The following is a 16,223-nucleotide window of genomic DNA, read 5'->3' as shown; positions in this document are numbered from 1 at the left end:
TTCAGAAAACTTACTGGTGCGTAGCCGCAATTGCGGCCGAGAGTATTTCCTGGAACCCCAGATTTTTCTCCGATCAGCCGACGGATTCTTTCGACAGTTGTGCAGTGGTGGCGGGCGACTTCTCAGGTCCTGAGACGTCTGGACCGGCCGTCGGCGCCTGCTCTGGATTCGTCGTTTCAATCCAATTGCTAAGGTGAATGAATGACCAAGCGAAAGTTAATGAATGCCGAGAGAAGCCTGAATTGGATGGGCTTCCCAGTGCAGAGCTATTCGATGCGCGACGCAATGGAGGATTTTGATGATCGTCCGACCGTTGACCTGAGGTGGATGAAAGAACTTGGCAACCGGGATAGCGGTGGCTCCCGTCCCTTTGCGCCGGACCATAGGCGGCTCGTCGAGCCAATGGCGAAAGCGCCGATGGATTATCGAGGAGCGTTGACGGAAACGACGGCATTTGGCAAGCGGGCGCAATTGCCGGCCGATCATTTTCAGAAGTTGAAGGCCACCGATATACTATCGGACAATATCGCCGCCCGCCTGAAGCGCGATTTTCAGCAAAAGCTGAAGATGAGCGAGGAGCAGGCTGCCGCCATCGTCGGAAACTCCGACCACGAGAGCGGCGGGTTCGGGCGAACCTTTGGCAATCTTTGGCAAAACGGACGTGTGGGTGAGAACGCATTCGGCTATGCGCAGTGGGACGGTCAGCGGAAGAAAGACTTCTTCGAGTGGGCGAACGAGCGAGGGTTGGATCCACACTCCTACGAAGCCAACTATGGCTTCCTGGAGCACGAATTCAAGAAAGGTGACGAATTCGATAATGGTGAAGAGCGCAGGGCACTCACCGACTTTTATGCGACCCAGAATGTTGATGAGGCAACTGAACTGCTGGCTCGAGGGTATTTGCGTCCCAACGACAGGAAGCTGCAACTGCGTAAACGGCAGATGGCGGCGAGAAACGCAATGAAGCTCCCAGGCTACCAGAAAGATATCCCTTATGACCATCCGCCGTGGCGAACGCCGGTCCCGGCAGCCCGCCGGGACTTTGATGGCAAGCCCTGGCGGTATTGAGCGCGCATATCGAAACATCGTTAGCAAGGCGGTTCTTCGGAGCCGCCTTTTTCATTGGAGAAAGCAATGTCCGAAACAAAGAAGTCGGTGCCCGTGCGGCTGGTCCATGACGTCTGGCTCAACGATGGCGAGCGGACGCCGGCCGGAACCGTCGTATTCTTGAGTCTCGCCGAGGCTAAGGCGCTGATCACCAACGGCAAGGCCGAGCGGGCCGATCCGCTGCCGGGAGAGTGACCATGGTGATCCGCGACGGCGAATGGAAGCTCTTCGACTATGATTTTCAGACCGGCCGCTCCGTCTGGGTGATGGAGGACGGCAACAGGACCCATTGGCGGACCGACTATCCGGTCGAGAACCTCGTCCGCCAGAACGAATTCACGCGCCACGCCACCGCCGGCAATGCCTTCGGCGAGTGGACGAAGGTCGCCTCGATCCCGCTCAACCTGGCGCATTCCGAGAACCTGGTGCGCGCGCATTCCGAAGGCGACGACCGCTATGTGAAGCGGTGGCTCAATGACGGCGACAACCGCGCCTGGCGCAGCTTCGAGGGACATCTATGACCATATCCGACTATGCGTCGCTCCTCGTCGACGCCGGCGACTATTCCGGCCGCGACGACATTGCCCATCTCTTCCCGCGCTTCCTCGTGATCGCCGAGCTCAAGCTCAACCGCGTGATGCGCGTTGCCGACATGGAGAAGACGGCGACGTTGCCGCTGGCCGAAGGCGAGGGCAGCCTGCCGGCGGATTTCCTGGAGGCGCGGCAGGTGCTTGCCGGCGACGGCCGTGCGCTGCGGGCGCTGGCGTTGCAGGAGCTCAGCGGTCACGGGACATCCGGCGGTCCGCCGATCGGTTACGCCATCGCCGGCAGCGCGATCAAGGTGCGGCCGAAGGATGGCGAGGACATCTGCCTGACCTACTACGCGAAAATCCCGCCGCTGACGGCTGCAGCACCAAGCAACTGGCTGATCGAAAAAGCGCCGGACGTCTATCTCTACGCGCTGGTCGAGGAGATCGCCATCTGGGAGCGCGATGCCGCCAAGGCGGGTGCTGCCGAGGCACTGAAGCGCCAGGCGATGGCGGGGCTCGGGCTTTCCGACGAGCGCCTGCGCTGGGGCAATTCCGAAATCGTCATCGGAGGGCTGACGCCATGACGCTTCTGACCGTGATCAACGAAGTCTCCGACATCGTCTCGCTCGACCGCTTCGACAGCGTCTACGGGACGAACGATCCGAATGCACAGACGATGGTGGCGCTGGCCGAGGAGGCGGGCGCGGAGATCGCACGGCGCGCCGACTGGAGGCGGATGCTGAAGACGCATGCCGTCTCCGCATCACCGGAGATGCTGGCAGCCGACTATCAGCGGCTGGCACCCGGAGGGCCGGTGCGGGCGGCGGATGGCCGCTTCTTCCGGCCGGTGACCAACGGCGCGCAATGGGCCGTGATCGTCGGCGTCGCCTCGGCGGAACCCTATTGTCACCTCCGGGGCGGGGAGATGCTTTTCTCGCCAGCCGCTTCCGCCGCCGGCGCGACGATCGATTATGTTTCCAAAAACTGGGTGCTCGGCGATCCCTACGAGGAACGCGATGCGTTCCGGGCGGACGACGACACTACGCTCTTTCCCGAGCGGCTGCTGAAGAAGGGGCTGATCTGGCGCTGGAATCGGCAGAAGGGCCTCTCCTTCGAGGATAACCTTGCCGAGTTCGAGGCGGATCTGCTGCAGGAGATCAATGCGGACAGGGGGACATCATGACGGAAGTTCGCATGATGACAGTTCGCCCTGGCCGCCTGCCGCAGACCAACCGCGGGCAGGCGAGCATCGGCCGGCCGCAGACCTCGCAATCAGTGACCTTTCCGGCGCCGAAACAAGGTCTCGTGACCACCGCCGACATGGCGTCGCAGACGCCGGGCTCGGCGACCGTGCTCATGAATTTCCTGCCGACCCTTGCCGGCTGCAAGATCCGCGGCGGCTCACGCAAGGTCGGGCTTGCGGCCGAGGGCGGCGCCATCCGCAGCGCCTTCAAATACAAGTTCGGCAGCAACGAGAAGCTGTTCATGGCAACCGCGAGCGCGATCTACAACATGACCGCGCCGGCCGCCCCGCCGGCGACGACGGCAGCGGCGGTGAGCGGGCTTTCCGGCGGCGACTGGTGCGCCTTTCAGCACACGACCGCCGGCGGCTCCTTTCTCGTCTGCCTCAACGGCGCCGACACGCGCCGCATCTATGATGGCACCACCTGGACGACGACGCCGACGATCACGTTTTCGGATGCGACGACCATGGCTCAGCTCAACTACGGCTGGCTGTTCAAGAACCGCGAATTCTTCCTGAAGAACGCGACGCTCGACGCATACTACCTGCCGGTGAACGCCATCGGCGGCGCGGCGGCCGTGTTCCCGCTCGGCGGGGTGATGAAGAAGGGCGGGTCGCTCATCACCGGCTTTTCCTGGTCGCTCGAAAGCGGCGACGGGCTTTCGGATCTCTGCGTCTTCGTTTCGACCGAAGGGGAGATCGCGGTCTATGCCGGCTCCGACCCTTCGAGTGCCAGCGATTTCGCGTTGAAGGGCGTCTACCAGATCGGCAAGCCGCTCGGAAAGAACGCCTGGATCCGCGTCGGCGGCGACGTGCTGATTGCGACCTCGGACGGGCTGACGCCGATGTCGCAGGTGTTTCAGCGCGACCGGCAGGCGCTGAGCCAGGTTTCGGTCTCGCGACCGATCGAGCACGACTGGCGGCAGGCGGCAAACGCCACCGGATCCGGCTGGACGCTGAAACCCTGGGCCGAGCAGAACCTGGTCTTCGTTGCCTTTCCGGACAACAGCGTGGTCAGCGACAGGACGTTCGTCTTGAATGTCTTGAGCGGGCGCTGGGCGACGATCAGCAACTGGCGGGCCAACTGCTTCGAGACGCTGCAGGGTGGGCTCTTCTTCGGCTCGCGAGAAGGCTATTGCTGGCAGGGCGACACCGGCGGCACCGACGACGGGCTCACCTTTGCCGCCACCTATCTCTCGCAGTTCACGCCGGCCGGACAGTTCGGCAAGCGGACGGCGGCGACGATGGCGCACATGTATTTCCGCGCCAAGACCCGGCCCAAGGTGCAGCTTTTCGCCCGCGCCGATTTCGACCGCACCGCGCCGCCCTTCGACCGGGTGACGGAAGGGGACGCGGCCTCGCCGGAATGGGACGTGGGCGTTTGGGACGTGGCGCGCTGGGACGGCGTTTCGGAGGCGCTGCGCTACGATTTTCGCCAGAACGTGCGCGCCAGCGGCGACATGCTGGCGGTCGGCTGCGTCATCACCTCCGGCGGCGCGGTGAAACTCGACATCGAAGTGGACCTCGCCACGCTGCAGGTCGCGGCCGGGGAGGCGAGCGCGTGATGATCATCTGGGGCGGGGCGGGCGACCCTGCGAAGAACGACGCGATCGCCGGCTTCGTCGCCGCCCATATCGACGGCTGCGGACGCGGCTTTGCCGACTTCACCACGCTCGGCGTGACGGAGGAGGGCAGGCTCGTCGCCGGCGTCGTCTACCACAACTATTCGCCCGAAGCGGGCGTCATCGAGCTTTCGGCCGCCGCCACCAGCAAACGCTGGCTGACGCGGCCGGTGCTGAAGGCCATGTTCGGCTATCCCTTCGACGAGATCGGCTGCCAGATGGCGGTGCTGCGCGTCTCCGAGGAGAACGCCGGCATGGTCGGGATCGCCCGGCGCTTCGGGTTCACGAGCCACCGCATTCCCCGCCTTCGCGGGCGGGAGGAGGCGGAAATCATCTTCACCCTGACAGACAACGACTGGCGGGCGCATCCCGTCAATCAACGATAGGTGCTCTATGGGAAAATCGAAAGCGCCCACTCCCCCGGATCCGAAGGCGACGGCGGCGGCACAGACCGCGACCAATGTCGGCACGGCGGTTGCCAAGGGCTACATGGGCAATGTCAACCAGCTGACGCCGGACGGCAGCCTCACCTACAGCTATACGACGCAGAAATGGACCGATCCCTTAAGCGGGAACGTCTACGATCTGCCCGTGGCGACGGCGACGCAGAAGCTCTCGGAGATGCAGCAGAAGATCAAGGATCAGAACGATGCGGCGAACCTCAATCTCGCAACGCTCGCCACATCGCAATCGAGCCGGCTGAACGACCTGCTCGGCAAGCCGATGGACATTTCCAAGGCCCCGGCCGCCGGCGACCCTTCGAAGCTCCAGCTCCCGCAATACCAGCAGTTTTCGGGCGGGCCAGCGCTAGCAACTTCAGTCGGCAATGCGGGCAACATCAACCGCAGCTACGAGACGGATTTCGACACCTCGAAATACGAGAATGCGCTGATGGCGCGGCTCAACCCTGAGCTGGAGCGCGACCGCGCGGCGCTGGAAACGCGGCTTGCGAACCAGGGCCTGCAGCCGGGATCGGAAGCCTATAACCGCGCGATCGACGAGGCGAACCGGACGTCCAACGACGCCCGCATCGCCGCCGTGCTGAACGCCGGCCAGGAACAGACGCGGCTTGCCAACCTCGCCAACCAGAAGGCAAGCTTCGAGAATTCGGCGCAGGCGCAGGCCTACGGCCAGGCGCTGCAGAACGCCGACCTCGGCAACAACGCCAGACAGCAGATGCACCAGAACAGCCAGTCTGCGACGGCGGCGAACAATGCGCTCAAGGACCAGAGCTTCAATGCCGAACAGGCGCGGATCAACGCACAGAACACCGCGCGCTCCAACTATCTCAACGAGCAATATGCGCAGCGCAACCAGCCGATCAACGAGATCTCGGCGCTGCTTTCCGGCGCGCAGGTGACGAACCCGAATTTCGTGCCCACGCAGGGGCAGTCGATCCAGCCGGTCGACTATGCCGGGCTGGTGCAGCAGAACTACCAGAACCAGATGGCGTCCTACAACGCCCGGCAGCAGGCGGGCGGCAACCTGCTCGATTCCCTGTTGAACTTCCTCCCCAAGTCCGATCGCCGCGCCAAGAAGAACATCGAGAAGGTCGGCAGGCTCAAGGGGCACAGCCTCTACGAGTTCCGCTACAAGGGCGAGCCGGCCTCCGGGCCGAAGCATATCGGCGTGATGGCGCAGGAGGTGGAGAAGACCCGCCCCGACGCCGTGGTCCGCGGGCCGGACGGCATGCGGCGGGTGGATTATGGCCGGCTTTTCGCGGCGGGGAAGAGGGGGCAGTAGATAGCCTTAGATTTCGTCTCGCGTTGTTTGGGAACCGAACGCGGCCGCTCGTGCAGCGGTCACAAGTACTAGAAAGGACTTTCAATGGATATGGGACCGCGGCCGCGAAGAAGCGATACGCCGCATTTGTTCGATCTTCAACAAACGATTGCAGACGCCGTGCGGCAGTCGATGACCATCGGCAAGGCACCGGCGACGTCGATCGATTCATTGAGCGCAGCGATGGATGCGGGCTTCCTTGATGAAGTTCGATCCGGAAAGGTCTCGATGGCGGAAGTTCGTGAGCGGCAGCGCCAACAGGAGGCGCTGAGGCGCAAGCGTGACGAGGCGCTTCGACGCAAGCAGGCCGAGTGGCAAGAGCGGAAGCGCCGGGAGATGATGGCAAGATTTGAAGAAATCGAGCGGTTGGAGGAGCGAGATCGCGTTGCAGCGATGGGCAATTTTGCGGAAGAAGGTGAGACAATCGGCGACGTCTTGGGCTCCGACCTGGGCGGTCTCGCTGGTCTGGCGAGCGCACCTTTCGTGAGCCCAGCGGCCGCCGTCTTCATCGGAGGGGCTGCGAGTGCAGCCGGTAGCCGCGCCGGCGGTGCTCTCGGTCGGGCGATCGGCGAAAAAACCGGTCGCAGCGGGCCTAGAAACTACGAGAACTTCAACCCGATGGGCGACTTTACCGGTGACTATCTCGGCGACAACCTGCCTTCGCCTTACCGGTTCCGGCGTTGACGGACAGGCAGAGCCACGTTCCGTGATTTGCGTGCCCCCCTGCTTCCAGCTTACGGGAGCCTTCCTGCGCGCATTCAGTAAACCGAGATACGGCAAGAAAACCATTGGCGGCCTTTTTCAATGTTGCCTATGGTTGTGACGCGATTGGCGTTCGCGTGAAATCGGCCGAAGCGAATATGGAGAGCTCGTCTGCATGACTCGTCGCAACGGAGCCGACGTTCCCGGGAGGAGTAATGAAGCATATCTATGTTGGCGTTGTAACTTTTGTTCTTTTGCTGTCGGCTCATTATGTCTTGCAGTACTTTGGCCTAAGGTTGTCCAAAGGTAGAACTGCATTGCTTTGGGCATTTATTGGCGGCTTCTCCGCGGTGCTCGTTCGCTGGCTTTCCGCATGATCCGACACCTTGGCGGCGTCGAAGATTGGCTCCGATAACTGCCGGGAGCGGCGAAGGTCACGCAGCCACAATCATCACCATATCCAATCTTTTTGGCGGCCTCCCATCGGGGGGCCTTTTTCATGGAGGCTATCTTGCCAAGAACAGGCGGAGTCTATTCCCCACCAGCCGGTACCAAGGGGGTGCCGAACACGACCATCCAGAGCGTTCCCTATAACGCGCTGATCGATGATCTCACGGCCGACGCCAATGCCGCGCGGCCGATCACCGCGGGCGGAACCGGTGCCACCAGCGCCAGCGCCGCCCGCACGGCACTCGGCGCGCAGACGGCCAGCGCGGCGCTGAGTTCGATCGCCGGGCTCGCGACCAGCGCGGACAAGACGATCTACACGACCGCGGCGGACGCCTATGCGACGACGGCGCTGACGCCGTTCGGTCGATCCCTGATCGACGACGCGGACGCGGCGACGGCGCGCTCGACGCTCGGCCTCGTCATCGGCACGAATGTCCAGGCGTTCGACGCCGGGCTTCAGTCGATCGCCGGGCTGACGACGGCCGCTGACCGCATGATCTATACGACGGCGGCCGACACCTATGCCATCACCCCGCTCACGGCCTTTGCCCGCACGCTCCTCGACGACGCCGACGCGGCGACGGCGCGCGCGACACCGGGGCTTACCATCGGCACCAACGTCCAAGCCTACGACACCGGCCTCGCGGCCATTGCTGCGCTTCCCGTCACGAACGGCAACTTCATCGTCGGCAACGGAACCACATGGATCGCCGAAAGCGGCGCAACGGCCCGCGCCTCGATGGGGGCGGCATCAACCGCGACGACCATGACGGCCGGTAACGGACTGACCGGCGGCGGCGACCTCTCCGTAAGCCGCACGCTTGCATTGGGCACGCCGTCAAGCATCACCAACGACACGACGAATAGCGTGACCAGCACCAGCCACACCCACGCGCTGGGGTTCACGGCGGCGGAGGTCTATACGGGTTCCACGCAGGATGCGACGAGTCTGCCGATTGGCCATGTATTGAGTGCGTCCACGAATACATGGATCAACCGTAACCAGAGCGTCGGCATTTACATCTACACCGGCCAAGCGATGAGTTACGTCACCCAATACTATTCTGGTTTGGGAGCTCAATTGGCGGGCACATGGAGGGCGAGGGGTGTGGTTGCCGGTAACGATCAAATTCAATTGTTCCAGAGGACCGCGTGATGACTGAAATCTCCTTTGGAAAGCCGTCGCTTAACGCTGTGTATTCTGTGCACGCGACTGCCGAACACGGCGTCTTTGTACTTGACTGCAATGTCACCGACGCATTCGGTGAGACCTACGACGCAGTTCATTGTTATCGACCGGACGACTCTTACGGTTTAAGTCAGCTCGCTGGGCAGTGGCTCGCGGACAACACGTCATTTCCCGTGCAGCCGTATGTACCTCCTACGCCGGCACAAATTCGTGCGTCCAGGTCGACCCTTACTGCGCGGCAGCTTCGTCTTGGTCTTCTGCATGCTGGGATTTCTCCCTCCCAGGTGGATACTGTCATCAACGCTTTGCCTACGGGACAGGCAAAAGAGAGTGCTCTGATCGAATGGGAATACGCGACGACCTTCTACCGAATGCATCCGCTTGTTTCCACGATAGGTGCCGCGCTGGGTCTAACTGACGACCAGATCGACTTGATGTGGAGCGCGGCGCTCGGTCTTTGATCTATACCCACATGTCTTGCCTCCGTCTTCCGCGACCGAAACCGATGCGGGAATTCTTCAGCGCATTAAAGCGACCATCTGAGCCGCTGACGACCGCATTGTCCGTCGCGGCTGGATTGAAAGATCTGCCAACGTCCGATAGTTTCCCCGCCTCTTCTCCCGGTGAGGTTGTTAATGCCCCGATTCTCCATTGTTATCCCGTCACGCAATAGAGCGGACCTCGCTCTTAGTGCCCTGCAGAGCGTTCTTGAGCAGGACTTCCGCGATTTCGAGGTAATTGTCTCTGACAACTCCGACGAAGACGAATCCAAGGCGCTCTTCAGGGCACTTCAGCCGTTTTCCGCGGATCCGAGATTTCGCTACATCAAACCGCAGCGCCCGTTGCCGATGACGGCTCACTGGGAATGGGCAGTTGCCCACGCGACCGGCGAATACGTCGGCATTCTCACTGATCGCATGATCCTCCGGCTGTATACGCTTTCGACCGTAGACGCCGTGATCGCTCGGGGCGGCCCTGAGCTTGTCGCTTATGAGAGAACGAATCTCATTGAAACGGGAACTTCGTTTGCAGTCCCGAAAAAAGGCAGCGGCGCAGCACCGCTTGTGACGATCCGGAAAACGGCGCCGATCATCGAGGCCTTCAGCCGTTCGGACTTCAGTCCGATGGACACTCCCCGTTTCCTGAACAGTTTTGTTTCGGCGACGTTTCTTGACCATCTCCGATCCGAATACGGATCGGTGTTTACCGGGGTCGCGCCCGATTATGGATTTCTCATGAGAGTGCTCGATCAAATCGATGAATTTCCCTTCATCGAGACACCTCTGTTGATCAAGCATTCCGAAGACCGCAGCAACGGCAAGAGCTTCACGCACTACAACCTCGATAAGGCTGGCAACGACTTCATCGCCTTCTCGCGAAGCGAGCAAGGGGAGTTTCTGAAATTCTCACCGGTGCCGGACGACCTGGTCATGATCACGAACGTGATGATGCGAGAGTACGAAATCGGCCGGCATAACCAACGCCGCGGCCATTTTCCGAACTTTGAGAAGCAGGCCTTTTATAACGAAAGCCTGCGGCATCTGATGGTGTTGAAGCGCGAAGGGAAGAACGTTGCACTGCTTCTCGATCGGATGGAAAAATACCGAGCGGAAAACGGCCTATCTTCGTATCGACTCAGCAGCCGTGAACGGCGCAAGCACATCAGGGCCAAAATCCGCAGGATCTTGGGGTTTTCGCCTCGGAAAAGGAAGCCGAAGTTGGAGGGTCAGACGTTCCCAACAATTATCGATGCGCTGCGGATCGAGGCTCAGGAGAGGCGAAATCGCCTCGTCTTGTCAAATGAAGAACTGGTTTCATTCGGGTGAATTCCCACTCGCAGCTAAGCCGCGACCTCGAACTCCGGAATTTCGGCCAGCTCGTCCTTCAAAGCTGCCGCCGCGATCTTCAGGTCATAGCTCGCCTGCAGGTTCAACCAGAATTCCGGAGTTGTGCGGAAGAATTTCCCGAGCCGCAAGGCGGTGTCCGTGGTGATGGCGGTATGTTCGGCTGCCAGACGCTCGATTCGGGTGCGCGGAACCCTGAGCTTTTTTGCCAGCGAGCCTGCGCTCATATTAAGAGGCACAAGATATTCCTCCCGCAGGATCTCGCCCGGGTGGACCGGCGGCAAAATGGAACTCATGGCTCAAGCCTCCGCAGTTCGTACTGTTCAATGGTAATCCACGATTTCAACATCTTCGGCGCCTGCATCGGTCCAAACGAAGCAGATGCGCCATTGATCGTTGATACGGATCGAATGTTGGCCTCGCCGGTCACCTTTCAACGCTTCCAATCGATTGCCGGGCGGAGAGCGTAGGTCTTCAAGCGCAGCAGCGCTTTCAAGCATCGTTAGCTTGCGAACCGCTGATCGCAAGATTTCTTGAGGAAATCCCTTCGGCGCTATCCCGGATGCTACTGTCCTGGTCGTGGCGTCTTTGAATGAGCGGATCACACGCTACCTCTGAAGAGATGTATCATATCATGATACATCTCTAAGTCAATCTATTTGTATCGTCTCGTGATACATCTTCCGCTTATCTGTATAGCGGGCGTTCCTAAAGGAAAAATCAAAATGCACAAAACCGTGCCTCCCGGCGCGGCGATTCTGCTTGACTTTATTCGGGAGACCGAGGTCGGGCGGAAAGACCGCGCGTCTTATGACGTGATCTATGCCAATAAGCAGAAGAGGCTGAGGCAGCCGCTGACGACCATGACCTTCGGCGAGGTCGTGGACGCGCAGAAGTCGTGGTCGAAAAGCCATGGGTCGAGCGCCGCCGGCGCCTATCAGTTCATGCGGGCGACGCTGATCGGGCTGGCGAGGGAAATGCCCTCCATCGAGGAAACGGACATCTTTACGCCCGATCTGCAGGACCGCCTCGGCTATCATCTGCTGAAGCGTCGCGGTTACCGGGAGTTCGTGGCCGGCGAGCTGTCGTTGGTCGAATTCGGCAGGCGGCTCGCGCAGGAATGGGCGTCGCTTCCGGTTCTGGCCGACACCAGGGGCAATGAGCACGAGGTGAAGCGCGGCCAGTCCTATTATGCCGGCGATGGTCTCAACAGGGCGCTGGTGAAGCCGGAGAAGGTCGAAGCCGTGCTGCGCGATGTGCTGGCCGCGGCGCGGCGGCCGGCGAAGCTGGAAGAGGAAGGGGCCGCACCGGTCGTGCCGGGCGAACCCGTGGCGGCTCCCATGCGCCCGCCGTCGAAGCGCAAGGCGGTGGCGAGATCCGGGCGCTTCTGGACGTGGCTGCTGACGGCCGGGGGCAGCATCGTCACGGGCCTGAAGGAGTTGAATCTCGTCACGCTCGACTGGCGGGTGCAGCTCGTCATCCTGACGGTGATCGTCGGCTTTGCCGTCTATGCCATCTCCTCCATGCCCGTCGTGCGCGAGGCGCTGGGCCTCGAATGATGATGTTCTGGGGAAAGATCCTTGGCGGCGGGCTCGTCCTCGCTGCCATCTCCTGGGCCGTTCTCGAAATCCGCAAGGACGGGGCCCAAGCGGTGAGACATGCAATCGAAAGGCAAAACAATGAAGCAGCGGATCGCGCTGACGCGAAGCGTCGCGCTTATGACGCCTGCCTTGATTCTGGCGGGGTGTGGGATTTCCGGACCGGCCGATGTGACGGGCCTGAGGCGCGTCATCGGCACTGATCTCCTCGGTGCCCGCGGCGCAACGCCGGCCGACCAGCGCCGCATAGACCGCACGGTCGTGAGCCTTTGTGCGGCGGCTATATGGACAAGCGCCGAATGCGGCAGACATGGAGAGCGCGGGAATGATTGACGGGAGCGTTCACCTGCAGCTCGGGACGCTGATTGCCGAAGTGAAGAACCTGCGCGAGGATTTTCGGCGATCGGAGGACAGGTCCGACACCAGCCGCGCTTCGATGAACCACCGCATGGATGCGCTCTTCGCGCGGGTGGGGACACTCGAAGGGGCGCTGTCGCTCGCCAACGAAGACATTGCCGACATGAAGCCGGTGACCGAGGACGTGCGGAAATGGAAGCTGATGGGAATGGGCGCGCTCGGCGTCATCGGCATCGGCGGCGCGGCACTCGGGGTGACGTTTGCGGACGCGGCGAAACGGGTGCTGATGCTGTTGCGCGGCGCGTGAAATCGCTCGTGGCGACGCGTTGCGGGCACTGCATCCATCGGCTGTCCATCGGCGTGGGACGCGGCATCGGGTAGTGCGGAAATGTGAGGGAACAACACTCCAGGTTGCGGTCACTTGCGACCAAGCGTAGAGCGAGAACAGCCGCCTGCACTGGTGCAACATGGTTGTGGATATCAGACCCGGAAGGTGTTGCTTCCCTGAAATTCCCGGGTGCGATCAACGCGATTGCGGTTACCTTTCTGCCCGGGGGAGGACCAAGGGGATGGTGACTGTCGCCGACATCAATCTGACGTGGGTGGAGAAGCGGGCGGACGCTTATTGCGCCAAGCTTGGCGAGCATGAACTGGGCATCGTGTTGAAGCGCCATGCACGCGGAGACTGGGCCTGGACGATCTGGCACTTCAACGGATCCGGCAGTGGCGATTTCCATCACGCCGGGACGCTCGATGCGGCCCAGGCCGAAGTGCTGGCGGGTGTGAAGGACTGGTTCCGACAGGCCGGCTTTTCCTAAAACAAGGAGGAAACGTTCTCCGGACGGGTGCGACCCGCTGCCTTCACAAAGGGGCCGGCGGCGGACCGCTCATATCAAAGATTCGCTGCGAAGCTCCGCATGGATGCAGCGACTTTGTGGCGGGTGCGGATACGGGAGGCTTGTGCGCGCCGCCGCCCTGCCGGGCGGGGCTTCGGGGAAGGCTCCCGGCGGGCGAAATCAGTCGAAGTTGAAGAAATCGTAGCGGTAGCGCCGGCTGACGAGGCGCAGCGAGCGGTCGGGCTCAATCACGTAGGTCTCATAGACGGTGCGCCCCGCGCGATCGTTGAACTGGTGCGGCACGATGCTGCCGATCGGCGCCTTGGTGAGCCTTGTCCGCGGCTGGCCGCCATAGGTAATGCTGCCGGGTATCGGCTCAAGATAGGGCGAATAGTCGAATGTGGTGGCCGTGGCCGTGCAGCCGCTCAAGCTCGAAGCGAGCAGGATGGCGGACAGCAAGGTGGGCAATAGCGCAGCCAGGGGGATCTTCATGGCTCTTCCTCGTCGCTCGATATCGCCTGCGAGGTGCCGGCGGCCTCGCAGGCTGTCAATCACGCCTCGTCCTTTGCGCGTCCGACTACAGCGCCGCGCGCCTTATCGGACGCGCAAAGGTCGCTGCAGCACTTTGAAATGCTGCGTGTCTTTCTCCTTGTATCGAAGTCGATTCAAGAGACATGCAGTAGACGCGCGGCGCTGTAGAAGGGCAAGAGGCCCCGCGTCTTGCAAGGGCGCGGGGCCTCCTGCTGTCGAATTCACGCGGAGGTTGGACTCGCTATTGCTGCCGGTTCGGTTCATCATCACGGGGAACCCTCGCTGGCGAGGGGCGTTCTGGTAAAGCGCCTCGGTGTGCGCCGGAACGCGGTGTGAGAAGCGCATAGCTTAGTGATACTCGAGAGGAGAAATCGAGATGTCACCAGAGTGGCCAATGTTCATTCTACAGTGCATCGTCGTCTTCGGCCTCGTCAGCGCGCTGTTCATTCGGTTCGGCGAGTAGCGAGCGCCACTCGCCTTCCATCCGCGGTACCCTATTGGGCCGACCAGACCGCCAGCTCGTATCCGTCCGGGTCGGCGAAGTGGAAACGGCGGCCGCCGGGGAAGGAGTAGATCGGCTTGACGATCTTGCCGCCGGCCGCCTCGACGCGCCGCGCGGCCTCCTCTAGGTCGTCTGCATAGACGATGACGAGCGGCCCGCCGCTTCTGACAGGCCCAAGCGTCGTGAAGCCGCCGGTCAGGCGGCCGTCGGCGAATTCGCAATATTCCGGCCCGTAATCGGTGAAGGTCCAGCCGAAAGCGCGGCCATAAAAAGCCTTGCTCGCCTCGATGTTCGCCACGTTGAACTCGATATAGTCGATGCGGCGATCGTTGCCCTTGTTGCTCATGTGCGCCCGGTTCCTCCTGTTCGTTGCTTACCGCTCGGATTCCATGATGGACTTGAGCGTCGCGAGATCCTTTTCAACGGCTGCCGCATCGGCGGCGAATTGCTCGTCGTTCATGTCCGGTTGCCGCAGCAGGGTGAACATGACCTCGGCACCGTCGCCGTTCGGCACCACGCGCAGTGCGTTGTGGACTTTCAGACCGTTCTCGAGCGTCACCAGGTGATCGACGACGCCGAAGTCATTATCCGGCGCAAAGCGCACCCGCGCGTTTCCGAGCGGGCCGGGCGCGATCCATTCGTCGCCGTCGCGGGTGAGCCCCGTTGAAAGCCCGGCCGCCCAAAGCGGCATTTTCTCGTGGTCGGCCATGAAGGCATAGACGTCGCGCCAGTCGCGCGCGATCGATATGTGGATGATCCTGGCGGCCATGGTTGCCATGCGTTCACTCCCTTTGGCGCGCTATCGCTAACACGTCCCGCGACTGCCGTCGTGAACGAAACGGCCAAGCGTCGCTGCACAGCTTTCCAACAGCAGAACCATTTCAGATCAAACGTTTACAGCGCCAATCTCAACTTCTTTCCTGGAATTGCGCTGAGACAGTTGCCTTTGGATCTCGCGTGGCGTCAGGGAGGTAAGCTGCCTCGTCTCCCGGGTAAGATGGGCCTGATCCGCATATCCGGCGTCCATCGCAAGCAACGCCAGCTCTCCTTGAGACCGATGTCGGCAGACGGTGAAGAAGCGCTGCAGGCGAAGGATGCGGTCGAGGGTCTTCGCACCGTAGCCGAAATATTCATGACAGCGGCGTCGAAGCGTGCGTTCGCTGATGCCGGTTTTCCAAGCGATGGCTCGAACAGGATCGGCTGCCGCCCCGCGCACTTCGTTCAAATGCTCGATGCATGCGGCGATGTCCGGCGGAGGGGGTTGAACAGCCGACAGGCGGCATCGGAGCGCAGCGGCAAGAACGACGAACCGCTCCGAAGCGCCACGCGCCTCCCGCATCCTGGCGTCGATCTCCCTAGCCTCGCGTCCCCAAAAGAAATCCAGCGGTAGGGTCTGGCCGGTGATTTCATGAAGCGGCACGCGCAGCCAGGGTGCCGCCGCGCCGATCCGAAAACGGGCGCCGAAGATGATCTCGCCTGCAGTGATTTTCGGACAAGCGGCGACCCTGTCGGGGCCGACGACCGCCAGGCCGCGGGACGTCCAGATGATATCGGCGCAGCCGTCGGGAACGACGGCGATGCGCGGCGACTCTCCTTCGGCGAACTGGTGTATCCACAGGCACTTCAGATGGGAGGCAAGCGGGGCCGTCGCCGGTCGTTCGAGATAGACACCCGAGCTTTGGGCCAAGCGGAGACCGGGGGCGCAGCGCGAGCGCCGAGCTGTTGGCTCCTGCTGCGGCCTGCGGAAAGTGATCCCGTTCATGACTTCCGATCCGACTTGACGCATTGAAATGGCGCGTCCCTCGCGGTCCTCTCCTTGAGTGTCGCCGAAATCAGGACGGGCGGCAACCGCCGCCTGTCGTCGACAAAATGAAAAGGCGCGCCAGACCGGCGCGCCAAGCTTCTAGAGCGCCGTGCGTTCAAATAGACG

At 61.9% G+C, this 16,223-nt stretch carries 23 protein-coding genes; 17 read left to right on the top strand and 6 right to left on the bottom strand.

All coding sequences use genetic code 11. The features are described from left to right. The first annotated feature begins 201 nt into the window (after window positions 1-201). The 13 genes from QN224_RS15505 (at window position 202) to QN224_RS15445 (ending at window position 10,451) form a co-directional block, all read left to right on the top strand. A complete protein-coding gene (locus QN224_RS15505) occupies window positions 202-1,068 on the top strand; it encodes a phage tail tip lysozyme (RefSeq protein WP_283977406.1) in 867 nt (288 codons plus the stop codon). A 66-nt stretch (window positions 1,069-1,134) separates the two neighbouring features. Continuing rightward, window positions 1,135-1,302 (top strand): hypothetical protein, encoded by a 168-nt coding sequence (locus QN224_RS15500; RefSeq protein ID WP_283977405.1) that lies wholly within the window; start codon window positions 1,135-1,137, stop codon window positions 1,300-1,302. A 2-nt stretch (window positions 1,303-1,304) separates the two neighbouring features. Further along, window positions 1,305-1,628: a hypothetical protein gene (locus QN224_RS15495; protein ID WP_283977404.1), complete on the top strand. Its 324-nt coding sequence runs from the start codon at window positions 1,305-1,307 to the stop codon at window positions 1,626-1,628. Next, a complete protein-coding gene (locus QN224_RS15490) occupies window positions 1,625-2,221 on the top strand; it encodes a hypothetical protein (RefSeq protein WP_283977403.1) in 597 nt (198 codons plus the stop codon). The genes QN224_RS15495 and QN224_RS15490 overlap by 4 nt, the downstream gene beginning before the upstream one ends. Then, window positions 2,218-2,820 (top strand): hypothetical protein, encoded by a 603-nt coding sequence (locus QN224_RS15485; protein ID WP_283977402.1) that lies wholly within the window; start codon window positions 2,218-2,220, stop codon window positions 2,818-2,820. Before QN224_RS15490 ends, QN224_RS15485 begins: the two co-directional genes overlap by 4 nt. Before the next feature lie 14 nt (window positions 2,821-2,834). Next, the gene (locus tag QN224_RS15480; RefSeq protein ID WP_283977492.1) at window positions 2,835-4,445 is read left to right on the top strand and encodes a hypothetical protein; all 1,611 of its coding nucleotides are present in this window, start codon (window positions 2,835-2,837) and stop codon (window positions 4,443-4,445) included. After that, complete coding sequence (locus QN224_RS15475; protein WP_283977401.1) at window positions 4,442-4,888, top strand: GNAT family protein; 447 nt, start codon at window positions 4,442-4,444, stop codon at window positions 4,886-4,888. The genes QN224_RS15480 and QN224_RS15475 overlap by 4 nt, the downstream gene beginning before the upstream one ends. Window positions 4,889-4,895: 7 nt before the next feature. Further along, window positions 4,896-6,245, top strand: a complete 1,350-nt coding sequence (locus QN224_RS15470) for a tail fiber domain-containing protein (RefSeq protein ID WP_283977400.1) — start codon at window positions 4,896-4,898, stop codon at window positions 6,243-6,245. A gap of 84 nt (window positions 6,246-6,329) precedes the next feature. Further along, complete coding sequence (locus QN224_RS15465; protein WP_283977399.1) at window positions 6,330-6,968, top strand: hypothetical protein; 639 nt, start codon at window positions 6,330-6,332, stop codon at window positions 6,966-6,968. Between the two features lie 233 nt (window positions 6,969-7,201). Continuing rightward, complete coding sequence (locus QN224_RS15460; RefSeq protein WP_283977398.1) at window positions 7,202-7,363, top strand: hypothetical protein; 162 nt, start codon at window positions 7,202-7,204, stop codon at window positions 7,361-7,363. A 134-nt stretch (window positions 7,364-7,497) separates the two neighbouring features. Further along, a complete protein-coding gene (locus tag QN224_RS15455; RefSeq protein WP_283977397.1) occupies window positions 7,498-8,592 on the top strand; it encodes a hypothetical protein in 1,095 nt (364 codons plus the stop codon). After that, window positions 8,592-9,086, top strand: coding sequence for a hypothetical protein (locus QN224_RS15450; protein ID WP_283977396.1), 495 nt, complete (start codon window positions 8,592-8,594; stop codon window positions 9,084-9,086). Before QN224_RS15455 ends, QN224_RS15450 begins: the two co-directional genes overlap by 1 nt. Before the next feature lie 174 nt (window positions 9,087-9,260). Next, the gene (locus QN224_RS15445; protein WP_283977395.1) at window positions 9,261-10,451 is read left to right on the top strand and encodes a glycosyltransferase family A protein; all 1,191 of its coding nucleotides are present in this window, start codon (window positions 9,261-9,263) and stop codon (window positions 10,449-10,451) included. Window positions 10,452-10,465: 14 nt separating this feature from the next. On the opposite strand, the gene QN224_RS15440 is transcribed toward QN224_RS15445, so the two are convergent. Both QN224_RS15440 and QN224_RS15435 read right to left on the bottom strand, forming a co-directional pair. Beyond that, the gene (locus QN224_RS15440; protein WP_283977394.1) at window positions 10,466-10,765 is read right to left on the bottom strand and encodes a HigA family addiction module antitoxin; all 300 of its coding nucleotides are present in this window, start codon (window positions 10,763-10,765) and stop codon (window positions 10,466-10,468) included. A 27-nt stretch (window positions 10,766-10,792) separates the two neighbouring features. Next, a complete protein-coding gene (locus QN224_RS15435; protein ID WP_283977393.1) occupies window positions 10,793-11,074 on the bottom strand; it encodes a type II toxin-antitoxin system RelE/ParE family toxin in 282 nt (93 codons plus the stop codon). Between the two features lie 120 nt (window positions 11,075-11,194). Between QN224_RS15435 and QN224_RS15430 the strand changes: the two genes are divergently transcribed. The 4 genes from QN224_RS15430 to QN224_RS15415 all read left to right on the top strand — a co-directional run bounded on the left by QN224_RS15430 (window position 11,195) and on the right by QN224_RS15415 (window position 13,242). Next, entirely contained in the window at window positions 11,195-12,028 is an 834-nt protein-coding gene (locus QN224_RS15430) for a hypothetical protein (RefSeq protein ID WP_283977392.1), read from the top strand. A 120-nt stretch (window positions 12,029-12,148) separates the two neighbouring features. Further along, window positions 12,149-12,400 carry a hypothetical protein gene (locus QN224_RS15425; protein WP_283977391.1) on the top strand — a complete coding sequence of 84 codons (252 nt, stop codon included), beginning with the start codon at window positions 12,149-12,151 and terminating at the stop codon, window positions 12,398-12,400. Further along, window positions 12,393-12,731, top strand: coding sequence for a DUF1515 family protein (locus tag QN224_RS15420; protein WP_283977390.1), 339 nt, complete (start codon window positions 12,393-12,395; stop codon window positions 12,729-12,731). The genes QN224_RS15425 and QN224_RS15420 overlap by 8 nt, the downstream gene beginning before the upstream one ends. Before the next feature lie 262 nt (window positions 12,732-12,993). After that, window positions 12,994-13,242, top strand: a complete 249-nt coding sequence (locus QN224_RS15415) for a hypothetical protein (protein ID WP_173513105.1) — start codon at window positions 12,994-12,996, stop codon at window positions 13,240-13,242. Between the two features lie 198 nt (window positions 13,243-13,440). Here QN224_RS15415 and QN224_RS15410 read toward each other — a convergent pair whose 3' ends face one another. The 4 genes from QN224_RS15410 to QN224_RS15395 all read right to left on the bottom strand — a co-directional run bounded on the left by QN224_RS15410 (window position 13,441) and on the right by QN224_RS15395 (window position 16,055). Further along, the gene (locus QN224_RS15410; RefSeq protein ID WP_283977389.1) at window positions 13,441-13,752 is read right to left on the bottom strand and encodes a hypothetical protein; all 312 of its coding nucleotides are present in this window, start codon (window positions 13,750-13,752) and stop codon (window positions 13,441-13,443) included. A 533-nt stretch (window positions 13,753-14,285) separates the two neighbouring features. After that, on the bottom strand, window positions 14,286-14,639 hold the full coding sequence (locus QN224_RS15405; RefSeq protein WP_173513106.1) for a VOC family protein: 354 nt from the start codon (window positions 14,637-14,639) through the stop codon (window positions 14,286-14,288). Between the two features lie 27 nt (window positions 14,640-14,666). Continuing rightward, the gene (locus tag QN224_RS15400; RefSeq protein ID WP_283977388.1) at window positions 14,667-15,071 is read right to left on the bottom strand and encodes an SRPBCC family protein; all 405 of its coding nucleotides are present in this window, start codon (window positions 15,069-15,071) and stop codon (window positions 14,667-14,669) included. Window positions 15,072-15,179: 108 nt separating this feature from the next. Continuing rightward, window positions 15,180-16,055: a helix-turn-helix domain-containing protein gene (locus tag QN224_RS15395; RefSeq protein WP_283977387.1), complete on the bottom strand. Its 876-nt coding sequence runs from the start codon at window positions 16,053-16,055 to the stop codon at window positions 15,180-15,182. Window positions 16,056-16,223: the final 168 nt, after the last annotated feature.

The organism is Sinorhizobium sp. 7-81 (genome assembly GCF_030124405.1).
Classification (GTDB): domain Bacteria; phylum Pseudomonadota; class Alphaproteobacteria; order Rhizobiales; family Rhizobiaceae; genus Sinorhizobium; species Sinorhizobium psoraleae.
The sequence above is the reverse complement of the archived record's forward strand: the minus strand, read 5'-3'. Positions and strand labels throughout refer to the sequence as shown.

What these genes read in the sequence shown, in the direction of transcription:
- QN224_RS15490 (WP_283977403.1), top strand. Translation starts at nt 1,625, where the DNA reads ATGACCATATCCGACTATGCGTCGCTCCTCGTCGACGCCGGCGACTAT.
- QN224_RS15420 (WP_283977390.1), top strand. Translation starts at nt 12,393, where the DNA reads ATGATTGACGGGAGCGTTCACCTGCAGCTCGGGACGCTGATTGCCGAA.
- QN224_RS15445 (WP_283977395.1), top strand. Translation starts at nt 9,261, where the DNA reads ATGCCCCGATTCTCCATTGTTATCCCGTCACGCAATAGAGCGGACCTC.
- QN224_RS15440 (WP_283977394.1), bottom strand. Translation starts at nt 10,765, where the DNA reads ATGAGTTCCATTTTGCCGCCGGTCCACCCGGGCGAGATCCTGCGGGAG.
- QN224_RS15500 (WP_283977405.1), top strand. Translation starts at nt 1,135, where the DNA reads ATGTCCGAAACAAAGAAGTCGGTGCCCGTGCGGCTGGTCCATGACGTC.
- QN224_RS15425 (WP_283977391.1), top strand. Translation starts at nt 12,149, where the DNA reads ATGAAGCAGCGGATCGCGCTGACGCGAAGCGTCGCGCTTATGACGCCT.
- QN224_RS15505 (WP_283977406.1), top strand. Translation starts at nt 202, where the DNA reads ATGACCAAGCGAAAGTTAATGAATGCCGAGAGAAGCCTGAATTGGATG.
- QN224_RS15410 (WP_283977389.1), bottom strand. Translation starts at nt 13,752, where the DNA reads ATGAAGATCCCCCTGGCTGCGCTATTGCCCACCTTGCTGTCCGCCATC.
- QN224_RS15465 (WP_283977399.1), top strand. Translation starts at nt 6,330, where the DNA reads ATGGATATGGGACCGCGGCCGCGAAGAAGCGATACGCCGCATTTGTTC.
- QN224_RS15395 (WP_283977387.1), bottom strand. Translation starts at nt 16,055, where the DNA reads ATGAACGGGATCACTTTCCGCAGGCCGCAGCAGGAGCCAACAGCTCGG.
- QN224_RS15400 (WP_283977388.1), bottom strand. Translation starts at nt 15,071, where the DNA reads ATGGCAACCATGGCCGCCAGGATCATCCACATATCGATCGCGCGCGAC.
- QN224_RS15460 (WP_283977398.1), top strand. Translation starts at nt 7,202, where the DNA reads ATGAAGCATATCTATGTTGGCGTTGTAACTTTTGTTCTTTTGCTGTCG.
- QN224_RS15430 (WP_283977392.1), top strand. Translation starts at nt 11,195, where the DNA reads ATGCACAAAACCGTGCCTCCCGGCGCGGCGATTCTGCTTGACTTTATT.
- QN224_RS15405 (WP_173513106.1), bottom strand. Translation starts at nt 14,639, where the DNA reads ATGAGCAACAAGGGCAACGATCGCCGCATCGACTATATCGAGTTCAAC.
- QN224_RS15470 (WP_283977400.1), top strand. Translation starts at nt 4,896, where the DNA reads ATGGGAAAATCGAAAGCGCCCACTCCCCCGGATCCGAAGGCGACGGCG.
- QN224_RS15480 (WP_283977492.1), top strand. Translation starts at nt 2,835, where the DNA reads ATGACAGTTCGCCCTGGCCGCCTGCCGCAGACCAACCGCGGGCAGGCG.
- QN224_RS15415 (WP_173513105.1), top strand. Translation starts at nt 12,994, where the DNA reads ATGGTGACTGTCGCCGACATCAATCTGACGTGGGTGGAGAAGCGGGCG.
- QN224_RS15495 (WP_283977404.1), top strand. Translation starts at nt 1,305, where the DNA reads ATGGTGATCCGCGACGGCGAATGGAAGCTCTTCGACTATGATTTTCAG.
- QN224_RS15485 (WP_283977402.1), top strand. Translation starts at nt 2,218, where the DNA reads ATGACGCTTCTGACCGTGATCAACGAAGTCTCCGACATCGTCTCGCTC.
- QN224_RS15450 (WP_283977396.1), top strand. Translation starts at nt 8,592, where the DNA reads ATGACTGAAATCTCCTTTGGAAAGCCGTCGCTTAACGCTGTGTATTCT.